We start from the raw sequence: 11710 nt of genomic DNA on the forward strand, positions 1-11710 counted from the left end.
ACGGTTGGACGGGCTCGGCGCCCGTCCAACCGGCTCGCGACAACGATTCCTCATCCGAGGCTGGACGAGGCGAAAGGACCTGTGCGGTGCCCGAGGAGAACAACGCTGTCCGGGGAACGTTCGAGGAGATCAACGTTGACCTGGGCCTGGACATACACCGACGGGACCGGTTCGATCCGGTGCCGGAGCTGCGCGCCTTGATGGCCGAAGGCCCCATGGCCGTACTGGGCGTCGAGGATGTCCCCGAAGGGCGGACCGCGTGGCTTGCCGCCGGGTACGACGAGATCCGGCATGTTCTCAGCTCGGACAAATTCAGTTCCAAGCTGCTCTACCGTGGCACCGCGGCCGGTTTCATATTCCCCGGCTTCCTCACCCAGTACGATCCACCGGAACACACGCGTCTGCGCCGGATGGTGACAGGCCCGTTCGCCATCCGGCGAATACAGGGGTTTCGGCCGCAGGTTGAGAAGATCGTCGAAGCCACCCTTGACGACATCGAGGCCACCGGTGGCCCGGTGGACTTCGTCCCGCATTTCGGGTGGCCCATCGCGACGACGGTGACCTGTGATTTCGTCGGCATTCCACGCGATGATCAGGTGGAGCTGTCCCGTGCCCTGCACGCCAGCCGGGCCGAACGGTCGGGTAAGCGGCGCCTGGCGGCGGGAAACAAGTTCTGGGCGTACATGAACCAGGTCGTGACGCGTACCCGCCGCGATCCCGGTGACGACCTGTTCGGCGTCGTGGTGCGCGAGCACGGCGACGACATAACCGACGCGGAGCTGATCGGAGTGGCCGCGTTCGTCATGGGCGCCGGCGGGGACCAGGTGGCTCGCTTCCTCGCGGCGGCCGCATGGCTGATGGTCGAGGAGCCCGAGCAGTTCGCCGTGCTGCGGGACAGGCCGGACACCGTGCCGGACTGGCTGGACGAGGTGGTCCGGTACATCACCAGTGACGAGAAGACCACTCCGCGCGTCGCGTTGGAGGACGTGCGTATCAGTGGTTGCCCCATCAAGGCAGGCGACACCGTCACACCCTCGTTCCTGGCCGCGAACCGCTGGAACTTCCCCGGCCCGGACGACCGCTTCGACATCACCAGGGAAAAGCCCGCGCATGTCGCGTTCGGGCACGGCATCCATCACTGCCTCGGCCGGTCGCTGGCCGAGATGGTGTTCCGGGTGGCGATTCCGGCTCTGGCACACCGCTTTCCCACCCTGCGGCTGGCCGAACCGGACCGCGAGATCAAGTTGGGGCAGCCGCCGCTCAACGTGGAAGCCCTGCGGCTCAACTGGTAGCGCCGGATCTAGGAGGAGAATCGATGGCAGGGGAGGAGCTTCCCGTTGAGTGGTGACGACCCACGCCCCGTCCACGTTCGCAGGCACGGCCTCGATCCGGCGGACGAACTGCTCGCTGCAGGACCGCTGACGAGGGTCACCGTCGGATCCGGAGCGGACGCCGTGACCCGCTGGATGGTGACCACGCACGCCCTCGTCCGACAGGTGATGGGCGATCACAGGAGGTTCAGCACACGGCGACGCTGGGACCGGCGGGACGAGATCGGCGGGGAGGGCATCTTCCGGCCGCGTGAGCTGGTCGGCAACCTGATGGACTACGACCCGCCGGAGCACACCCGGATGCGGCAGAAGCTGACCTCCGGCTTCACGCTGCGCAAGATGCAGCGTATGCAGCCCTCCATCGAACAGATCGTGACCGAGCGTCTCGATGCCATGGAGCAGGCGGGATCCCCCGCGGATCTGATCGAGTACGTCGCCGAGGAGGTGCCCGGGGCCGTGCTGTGCGAGCTGATCGGCGTGCCCCGGGACGACCGGGTCATGTTCATGCAGCTGTGTCACGGGCATCTCGATGCCTCGCGAAGCCAGAAGAGGCGGGCGGCGGCCGGCGAGGCCTTCTCCCGCTACCTGTTGGCGATGATCGCCAGAGAACGGAAGAATCCGGGCGAGGGGCTGATCGGAGCCATCGTCGCCGAACACGGCGACGCGGCCACGGACGAGGAGCTGAGGGGCTTCTGCGTCCAGGTGATGCTGGCCGGCGACGACAACATCTCCGGAATGATCGGGCTGGGCGTGCTGGCGCTGCTGCGGCACCCCGAGCAGATCGCCGCGTTTCGGGGCGACGAGCGGTCGGCGCAACGGGCGGTCGACGAGCTGATCCGCTACCTGACGGTCACCTATTCCCCGACACCCCGCATCGCCATGGAGGACGTCATCATCGGGGACCAGGTGGTCAAGAAGGGGGAGAGCGTCATCTGCTCGCTTCCGGCGGCCAACCGTGACCCTGCCCTGACGCCGGATCCGGAACGTCTCGATGTCACGCGCGATTCCGTCCCGCATGTCGCGTTCGGGCACGGCGTCCATCATTGCCTCGGAGCAGCTCTGGCCCGCCTCGAACTGCGGACTGTCTATACCGCTCTGTGGCGGCGATTTCCCGGGCTGAGGCTCGCGGATCCCGCGCAGGAGGACATGTTCCGCTTGACCACCCCTGCGTATGGACTGACGGAGCTGATGGTCGCTTGGTGATTGTCCGGAATAACTGCTGTGACCGGTGATGCAAACGACCACAGAGGAGTAGGTATGAACGGAATCCGATGGATCGCGTCCTATCCCAAGGCCGGAAACACGTGGCTCAGGTGCATGCTGGCCGCCTACATATCGGGAGAATCCCCGAAGGTCTGGAACGATGTGTACGCCACGACCCCCGTGCTCGAGGGGATGCTGCGTTACGGAGATCTGCCGCCGGTGGAGCCGACGGAACCGGTGCTGCTGAAGACGCACCTCAGGGCCGATGTGCCGGTGCTGGACGTGCTGAGGAAGTCGACCGGCAAGGTTCTCTATCTTGTGCGCAACCCGAGGGATGTCCTGCTCAGTTCGCTGCGCATGGCCGCGATACCGCTCGACGACCTGGAGAGAAGCCGCGCCTTCGTCCGCGAATTCATCGCCACGGAAGGCCACCAACTGGCGGCGCTCTCGCCGGGCGTCGGTATCGGGTCGTGGCCGGAGAACGTGCGGAGCTGGACCGAGTCGTCGGGTGACCGCTTCCCGAACGCGGACCTGCTGACGGTGCGCTATGAGGATCTGCGTGCCGATCCGGTAGCACGGCTCGCCGAGATCATGGAATTCCTCGCCCTCGGGGAGCCCGTCGAGATCGCGAACATTCGCCGCGCGGTGGAAGCCAGCACCCTGGAACGGATGCGTGAACTGGAGCAGCAGAGCGCACGGGTGGGGGGTGGGACGTCGCCCACTGGCCAGGAGGCCGGCGGTGATGGGCCGAAATTCGTGGGCGAGGGCAGGTACGGCGACCGTTCACTGTCCTTCTTGGGCGATGAGATCGAGTCCGCCTATCAGGAGCTGCTGCATGGGGACTCTGCATACGCTCATTACGCGAAGCAGTACGGGTACGCCGAATAGCTAGCTGTCCCCGAAACGCTAGTATCGGCCAGTGAAGGAGATTCCACTCGTATGGGGCAGCGTATCGGTCAGGTCGCACCAATCCTACGAGAGCCGCCGAACTTCAAGTTGAGAACGAACTGTGATCCGCATGCGGAAAACTTCGATCTCCAAGCGCATGGCCCGCTGTTCCGGATTGTCGGAGAGGCGTCCGAGCAGCTGGGCAGGGACTATGTTTGGCAGGCGTTCGGGTACGACGTCGTGCGCAGGATATTGGGCGATCACGAGAATTTCACGACCCGGCCTCGGTTCATCCAGGGGGAATCGGAGGAACGCGTAGAGCCCCAGTTCGTCGGGCAGATATCGACGTATGATCCGCCTGAGCACACACGCCTGCGGAAGATGCTGACACCGGAGTTCACGGTCCGGCGCATACGCAAGATGGAGCCCAACATACAAGCCCTTATCGACGATCGGCTCGAGATGATGGACGCCGCGGGACCACTCGCGGACATCCAGCGGGATTTCGCCGATCCGATCGGCGCGGGTGTTCTGTGTGAGCTGCTCGGCATCCCGCGGGATGATCGACGCGAGTTCGTCCGTCGGCTCAGGCGGAACGTCGATCTGAGTCGCGGGCTCAAGGCGAGGGCCGCCGACAGCGCGGCGTTCAACAGGTACCTGGACAACCTGATCACCCGGCAGCGGAAGGACCCCGGCGAGGGGCTCCTCGGCATGGTCGTGCAAGGGCACGGGGACAACATCACGGACGAGGAGTTGAAGGGCCTGTGCATGGCGCTGATCCTCGGTGGTGTCGAGACCGTCGCGGGGATGATCGGATTCGGGGTCGTCGCGCTTCTGGATAACCCCGACCAAATACCGTTGCTTTTCGCGGGCCGCGAGAAGGCCGATCTCCTGGTCAACGAACTGGTGCGTTATCTGTCGCCCGTGCAGGGGCCAAATCCCCGCCTGGCCATCAAGGACGTGGTCATCGATGGACAGTTGATCAAGGCGGGGGACTATGTGCTGTGCTCGGTTCTCATGGCCAACCGGGATGACGCGCTGACGCCGAACCCCAACGTCGTCGACGCGAACCGTGAACCGGTCTCGGACGTGGGATTCGGGCACGGCATCCACTACTGCGTAGGCGCGGCGTTGGCAAGGGCGATGCTGCGAATTTCCTATCAGTCCCTCTGGCAGCGCTTCCCCGGGCTCCGGCTGGCAGTGCCCATCGGTGAAGTGAAGTACCGAAACGCGTTCGTCGACTGCCCGGATCAGGTGCCAGTCACTTGGTAGTGATCGAGCGGTGCACCCTCAGAAAATCAGCCGCAATAATGTGACCCGCAACAGAGGAGACGGTGGCGAGATGTCGGTCGAAGAATTCGATGTAGTGGTGGCCGGTGGTGGGCCGGGTGGTTCGACGGTGGCCACACTCGTGGCCATGCAGGGCCATCGGGTGCTGCTGCTGGAGAAAGAGAACTTTCCCCGGTACCAGATCGGTGAGTCGTTGCTGCCCGCCACGGTGCACGGAGTGTGCCGGATGCTCGGCGTCGCGGACGAACTGGCCGAATGCGGGTTCCCGATGAAGCGGGGTGGCACGTTCCGCTGGGGCGCTCGCCCGGAGCCGTGGACGTTCCACTTCGGCCTCTCCGCCCGGATGGCCGGCTCGACGTCGTACGCCTATCAGGTCGAGCGGGCGCGATTCGACGAGATCCTGTTGAACAACGCCAAACGCAAGGGTGTGGTCGTGCGGGAGGGATGCGCGGTCACCGATGTGGTGGAAGACGGCGATCGTGTCACCGGTCTGCGTTACACCGATCCCGATGGCATTGAGCGTGCGGTGTCGGCGCGCTTCGTGGTTGACGCGTCGGGCAACAAGAGCCGGCTGTACACCAACGTCGGCGGCACGCGGAACTATTCGGAGTTCTTCCGCAGCCTGGCGCTGTTCGGGTACTTCGAAGGGGGCAAGCGGCTGCCCGAGCCCGCCTCCGGCAACATCCTGAGCGTGGCCTTCGACAGCGGCTGGTTCTGGTACATCCCGCTGAGCGACACGCTGACCAGCGTCGGCGCGGTAGTGCGCAGGGAGGACGCCGAGAAGGTCCAAGGAGATCGGGAGAAGGCACTCAATTCCTTGATCGCCGAGTGCCCGATGATCTCGGAATACCTGTCGGACGCGACCCGGGTGACGACCGGCAAGTACGGGGAAGTGCGGGTCCGCAAGGACTACTCGTATCAGCAGACGAGTTACTGGCGGCCGGGGATGGTTCTGGTCGGCGATGCCGCGTGCTTCGTGGACCCGGTGTTCTCTTCCGGGGTGCATCTGGCGACCTACAGCGGGCTGCTCGCGGCCCGGTCGATCAACAGCGTCCTCGCGGGCGAGCTGGATGAGAAGACGGTACTGACCGAGTTCGAGGCGCGGTATCGCCGCGAGTACCAGGTGTTCTACGAGTTCCTCATGTCGTTCTACCAGATGAACGTGAACGAGGACTCGTATTTCTGGCAGGCCAAGAAGGTCACGAACAGTCAGAACGCCACGGATATCGAGTCGTTCGTGGAGCTGATCGGTGGGGTGTCGTCCGGTGAGACGGCGCTGACGCCGGCGGACAGGATAGCCGAGCGCAGCGCCGAGTTCGCCGCGGCCGTGGATCAGATGGCAGGCGGCGACCAGGAGGACATGGTGCCGATGTTCAAGTCGCAGGTGGTCCAGCAGGCGATGCAGGAGGCGGGCCAGGTGCAGATGAAGGCGCTGCTCGGCGAGGACGCCGAGCCCGAGCTGCCGCTGTTCCCCGGCGGGCTCGTGACCTCGCCCGACGGAATGAAATGGATGCCCCATCAACCGGCGTGAACCCTCCGCGCTTCGGACAGTCCGCCGGTGCTCAAAGTCCTACGAAACAGGGGATGCGAAATGCGTGTGTTGCTGTCGACGTATGGCAGCCGCGGAGACGTCGAACCGCTGGCAGCACTGGCGGCGGGGTTGCGGGAGCTCGGCGCGGAGGCGCGGGTGTGCGCACCGCCGGACTGCGCGGAGCGGCTGGCCGAGGTCGGTGTGCCGCATGTGCCGGTCGGCCCGTCGGCGCGCGCGCCGAGACACGGAACTGCGCCGCCGTCCCCCGAGGACATGCTCAGATTCTCGGCCGAGGCGATCGCCACGCAGTTCGACCAGCTCCCGGCAGCCGCCGAGGGGTGTGACGCGGTGGTGACGACCGGTTTGCTGCCCGTCGCGATCGGGGTCCGGTCGGTGGCCGAGAAGCTGGGCATCCCCTACTTCTACGCCTTCCACTGCCCGATCTACATGCCGTCGCCGTACTACCCGCCGCCGCCTCCCCTTGGCGAGCCGCCCGCACGGGATGTGACCGACATCGGGGCGCTGTGGGACCGGAACAACCAGAGCGCCTACCGGCGGTACGGCGGCCCGCTCAACGACAGGCGGCGCGCGATCGGCCTGCCACCGGTGGAGGACATCTTCACCTTCGGTTACACCGATCATCCCTGGCTGGCGGCGGACGCGGTCCTGGCCCCGCTGCAGCCGACGGACCGCGACGCCGTGCAGACCGGAGCGTGGATCCTGCCGGACGAACGGCCCCTTTCGGTGGAACTGGAGGCGTTTCTGGATGCCGGGTCACCGCCGGTGTACGTGGGTTTCGGCAGCCTGCGTGCGCCTGCGGACGCCGTCCGGGTGGCCGTCGAGGCGGTCCGTGCCCATGGCCGCCGGGTGATCCTCTCCCGCGGATGGGCCGATTTGATCTTGCCCGACGACCGGGATGACTGCTTCACCATCGGAGAAGTGAACCAACAGGTGCTGTTCGGCCGGGTGGCCGCCGTCATCCACCACGGCGGCGCGGGCACGACGCACGTGGCCGCGCGGGCAGGCGCCCCCCAGGTCGTGGTGCCCCAGATCGCGGACCAGCCGTACTACGCCGGCCGGGTGGCCGAGCTGGGCATCGGGGTGGCACATGACGGTCCGGCCCCGACGTTCGAATCCTTGTCGGTCGCGCTCGGCACAGCCCTTGCCCCGGGAACCCGCGCACGAGCGACGGCCGCGGCAGGCACGATCCGCGGCGATGGGACAAGGGTGGCCGCGGAGCTGCTGCTCGATGCGGCCGGCCAGGACAAGGAGGCTGTCCCCGCATGAACCACACCGGTCCGTCCAGTCCTCACTCGTTGCGACGCGGTAAGGCCGTCGATAGATTGACTGCCATGTTTCGCGGCCCCGACCGGACCCGATTACTGGTGATATCCCCTCATTTGGACGACGCGGTCCTGTCCTTCGGGGCCGGCCTCGCCCAGGCGGAGCGGGACGGTGCACAGGCGACCGTCTTCACGGTATTTGCCGGCACCGCATCACCTCCCTACTCCCCGGCGGCGCAGCGATTGCACGGAATCTGGGGCATCTCGCCGGATCAGGACGCATCGCTGTATCGCCGAAAAGAAGACATTGCCGCTCTCGGCCACCTGGGGGTCGACTACCGGCACGGCCGATTCCTTGAGGCCATTTATCGCAAGTTGCCGGATGGTCAATGGCTGGCTGACAACGTGCCAGGCCGGCAGAAGGTGGCAATCAGCAGACAATCGTCACAGGGCGATTCGGATCTGTTTTCCGCGGTAAAGGCTGACATCGAGACGGTTGTCGACGAGTGTACTCCGACGCTGATCGTCACCTGTGCGGCCGCCAACGGTCATACCGACAACGAGATCGCACGAGATGCCGCGCTGTTCGTGGCGCACGAGCAGCGCATTCCGGTGCGACTGTGGGAAGACCTTCCGCACGCGATCTTTGGGTTGGGTCCCGTCGAACTGCCGAGGGGATTTCGTCTCGGTCCTCCCGATTTCAGTTCCGTCAAGACGGAGACACGGGCGCGGAAATTCGAAGCCCTGAAGCGCTATCCGTCGCAAATGTCGATGCTCAACGGGCCCGACAAGGATCTGTTCGCCCAGCTGGAAAAGCATGCTCGGGAAAACTCACCACACGGCGGGTACGGCGAAAAGACCTGGGAAGTTGTCTGACGAATGTCGACCAGGAGGTTGGCCTTATGAGTAATCAGCTGGAGCATGGCCCGGTTCGGACGACTCGCGCGGAAGCTTTGCTGGCCTCCGTAGGCGAGCGAGGCGTACTGCGCAGTTTCTATGACGAGGACGTCGGGTCCGATTTGATGCAGGATGCGGACGGCATCTCGGAAGCGCAGGAGATGGCCGCCCGCATTCGCCCTGCGTCCGGACCGGTGCTGGAACTCGCTGCCGGAACGGGCCGGCTGACCTTCCCCTTCCTGACGCTCGGGTTCGAGGTGACCGCACTTGAGCTGTCGACCACGATGGTCGCCAGCCTTCGGCGGCAGCTGGAAGACGAGCCGGCGGATCTCCGGGGCCGGTGCACCGTGGTTCAAGGAGACATGAGCGCCTTCGCGTTGGATCAGCGCTTTGGAAGCGTGGTCATCAGCTACGGCTCGATCAGCCTCCTGGACGACGCCGGTAGGCGTGGCCTGTACGCGTCGGTTCGTGAGCACCTCGAGCCCGGCGGGCAGTTCCTGATCAGCATGGCCAACGCCGGCAGGTCGGAGTCGCTGGAGCGCGATCAGGAGTTGTCAGGCCGGAGCGGCCGACGGTACGTGCTGCACGTGCGGCGGTCGCCGGCGGAAGCAATCCAGGACATCACCGTCTACCCCGCCGACGATACGTCGGACCCCTTCGTCGTCTGCACGAGTCGCCTAAGGCTCCTGGAGTCGAATCAGGTGGTGCGGGAACTGGAACAGGCCGGATTCGACGTGATGGAGCCGGCTTCGTTCAGGTCCGCCGGGGGTAGCGGCCGCCATGACGCGTTGTTGCTGGAGGCGTCATTGAGGGGCGATCCCTCATGACTCTCTGAGCTTGGATCAGGGGAGGCGTGCGGTGATGAGTGCGGCGAGCCGGGAGACGGCCTCCTCGATGAGCTCCGGTGTGAGCAGGCTGATCGAAAGCCGGAGTTGGTTGAACCCGTCCTTGCCGCCGTAGAAGTGATGCATCGGGGTGAACAGGACGCCGTAGTCGCCGGCGGCGTGTTTCAGCAACTCGTCGTCGACGACGAAGGGCACGGTGACGGTGACGAAGAACCCGCCCTTCGGCGTGTTCCAGCTGACCCCGGGGCAGCCGCCGAGCCTGCGGGTGAGCTCGCCCAGCGTGTGCTGGAGGTTGCGTTGGTAGATGGCGATTTCCCTGGCGTTGGCCTTGGCCAGACTGAAGTCGTTGAGCAGGAGCTTTCCGGCGATCACCGCTTGCGCGATGGGCGAGGTGTTCACCGTGAGCATGCCCTTGAGCTTCGAGAGCTGGTCGGCGAGCAGGCCGCCCCCGGCCACGTGCTGATCCGCCACGACGTAGCCGACCCGGGCGCCGGGCATGCCGGTCTTGGCGAAGGAGCCGATATAGACCACGGTCCCCGACCGGTCGAGTGCTTTCAGCGTGGGGAGGCGCTCGGATCCGAAGAGCCCGTACGCGTTGTCCTCCAGGAGCAGGATGCCGTTCACCTCGGCGACCTCGAGGAGCCGGCGGCGGGCGGGCACGTCCATGCTGGTGCCCGTGGGGTTGGCGAAGTTGGGCGTCACGTAGCAGGCCCGGACTCGCTTGCCCTGCTCTTCGGCATTCCTCAGCTGGAGGACGAGGTCCTGGGGGTCGATGCCGTTCTCGGTGGACCGGACCGGCCAGACCGGGGTGTCGGTCAGCAGCGCAGCCCCGGTCAGGCCGACGTAGGTGGGGGCGGGGGCGAGCAACACGTCCCGCTCATCCGCCCGTAGCGTGCGGAGAGCCAGAAACATGGCCTCCTGCGCGCCCACGGTGACGACCACGGACTCGGGGTCGGCGTCGATGTTCTCGTCCTCGGCGAGGTTGCGGGCGATGAGATCGGTGATGACGCCCTTCGTGGTGCCGTACTGGAAGAGCGTGCGGGTGACCTGCGCCTCGTCCAGCTCCCGGTCGTTCCGGAGGTGGTCGCAGTAGGCGTCGATGTACTCGTGGATGAGGCGGACGTCGAAGAACTCTTCGTACGGGCGACCTGCCGCCATGGAAATGGCCACAGGATATTCGCCGATCAGCTCATTGAGCAGGTTCATCGACGAGATGGCCGGATCGGCGAGGGAGCCGTGCAGAGTTTCCACGCTCAAGCGATTGGATAGACCGTATGATTCCATGAATGCTAGGGTTTTTCATACGTGGCCGAGGTGTCAAGAGACGGCAGTGGACGCGAATTGATGGCGATTCTCGCTGATTTGCGCTGAGCGTGTCCGAAATTGTGGATGTCTATGAGTGCTATTCCAGATGCTCGATATCCGAAGGTACGGTCACACGTATGCCACAGCACCTGGTGAGGGCCAAACCGTTCCGGGGAAACGAGAACTCCGCCGCGCGCAGTGGACGTGCGGCGGGCGGGGGAGGATCGGCATGTTGATGACAACGGTGAACGGGATCCGGTTGTCCTACCACGACCATGGAAATGGTTCCCCCGTGCTGTTGCTGACCGGCACCGGGGCGCCGAGCTCGGTGTGGGACCTGCACCAGGTGCCCGCGCTCCGCGCCGCCGGATTCCGGGTGATCACCATGGACAACCGCGGGATCCCGCCCAGCGACGACGGCACGGACGGGTTCACCATCGACGACCTCGTCGCGGACGTGGCCGCCCTGATCGAGCACCTCGGTGTGGCGCCGTGCCGCGTGGTCGGCACCTCGATGGGCTCGTACATCGCGCAGGAGCTGGCACTTGCCCGCCCCGAGCTGCTGGACGCGGTCGTGCTGATGGCGGCCTGCGGCAGGAGCAGTCTCGTCCAGCAGGTGCTGGCCGAGGCCGAGGCGGAGCTGATCGAACGCGGTACCGATCTGCCGCAGGGGTACCTCGCCGCCGTTCGCGCCCTGCACAACCTGGGGCCCGCGACGCTCACCGACGACGACCTCACCGCCGACTGGCTCGACCTGCTCGAGGCGTCAGGCACGGGGGGGCCGGGTGTCCGGGCTCAGCTGCTCCTGAGCGCGTTGCCCGACCGCATCCGGGCCTACCGCGCCATCAAGGTGCCCTGCCACGTCGTCTCGTTCGAGCACGACCTCGTGGCGCCGCCGGCAGCCGGACGGGAGCTGGCCGCCGCGATTCCCGGCGCAACGCACCGCACGATTCCCGGGTGCGGGCACTTCGGCTACCTGGAGAACCCGGGAGCGGTGAACCGCGAGGTGATCCGGCTTCTCCACGCCGAGTCCCGCGCGCCATTGGAGGAGACCGCATGACACCCCTTGAGTCAGCCCACGACAGTCACCTGGGTCGTGCCGGGCTCCCCGTCGACACGATCGCGGACGCCCGCGGA

10 protein-coding genes are annotated in these 11710 nt (G+C 65.9%); 9 read left to right on the forward strand and 1 reads right to left on the reverse strand.

Annotated elements, in window-relative coordinates; translation table 11 throughout:
* Positions 1-86 precede the first annotated feature (86 nt).
* From OHA98_RS39515 to mpaM, 8 genes are all read left to right on the forward strand, one after another.
* Positions 87-1292: a cytochrome P450 gene (locus tag OHA98_RS39515; protein WP_266932990.1), complete on the forward strand. Its 1206-nt coding sequence runs from the start codon at positions 87-89 to the stop codon at positions 1290-1292.
* Positions 1293-1337: 45 nt separating this feature from the next.
* Positions 1338-2534 carry a cytochrome P450 gene (locus tag OHA98_RS39520; RefSeq protein WP_266932991.1) on the forward strand — a complete coding sequence of 399 codons (1197 nt, stop codon included), beginning with the start codon at positions 1338-1340 and terminating at the stop codon, positions 2532-2534.
* A 54-nt stretch (positions 2535-2588) separates the two neighbouring features.
* Entirely contained in the window at positions 2589-3422 is an 834-nt protein-coding gene (locus OHA98_RS39525) for a sulfotransferase domain-containing protein (RefSeq protein ID WP_266932993.1), read from the forward strand.
* A 51-nt stretch (positions 3423-3473) separates the two neighbouring features.
* On the forward strand, positions 3474-4694 hold the full coding sequence (locus OHA98_RS39530; protein ID WP_266932994.1) for a cytochrome P450: 1221 nt from the start codon (positions 3474-3476) through the stop codon (positions 4692-4694).
* Positions 4695-4764: 70 nt separating this feature from the next.
* Entirely contained in the window at positions 4765-6243 is a 1479-nt protein-coding gene (locus OHA98_RS39535; RefSeq protein ID WP_266932995.1) for a tryptophan 7-halogenase, read from the forward strand.
* 60 nt (positions 6244-6303) lie between these two features.
* Positions 6304-7530, forward strand: coding sequence for a glycosyltransferase (locus OHA98_RS39540; RefSeq protein WP_266932996.1), 1227 nt, complete (start codon positions 6304-6306; stop codon positions 7528-7530).
* The gene (locus OHA98_RS39545) at positions 7527-8402 is read left to right on the forward strand and encodes a PIG-L deacetylase family protein (RefSeq protein ID WP_266932997.1); all 876 of its coding nucleotides are present in this window, start codon (positions 7527-7529) and stop codon (positions 8400-8402) included. Before OHA98_RS39540 ends, OHA98_RS39545 begins: the two co-directional genes overlap by 4 nt.
* A 26-nt stretch (positions 8403-8428) precedes the next feature.
* Entirely contained in the window at positions 8429-9250 is an 822-nt protein-coding gene (gene mpaM / locus OHA98_RS39550) for a daptide-type RiPP biosynthesis methyltransferase (protein ID WP_266932998.1), read from the forward strand.
* Between the two features lie 15 nt (positions 9251-9265).
* Here mpaM and OHA98_RS39555 read toward each other — a convergent pair whose 3' ends face one another.
* Positions 9266-10519, reverse strand: coding sequence for a PLP-dependent aminotransferase family protein (locus tag OHA98_RS39555; protein WP_323179717.1), 1254 nt, complete (start codon positions 10517-10519; stop codon positions 9266-9268).
* A gap of 283 nt (positions 10520-10802) precedes the next feature.
* Between OHA98_RS39555 and OHA98_RS39560 the strand changes: the two genes are divergently transcribed.
* Entirely contained in the window at positions 10803-11633 is an 831-nt protein-coding gene (locus tag OHA98_RS39560; protein ID WP_266933000.1) for an alpha/beta fold hydrolase, read from the forward strand.
* Positions 11634-11710 lie beyond the last annotated feature (77 nt).

It is taken from the genome of Streptomyces sp. NBC_00654 (assembly GCF_026341775.1).
In the GTDB taxonomy this organism is placed as follows: domain Bacteria; phylum Actinomycetota; class Actinomycetes; order Streptomycetales; family Streptomycetaceae; genus Streptomyces.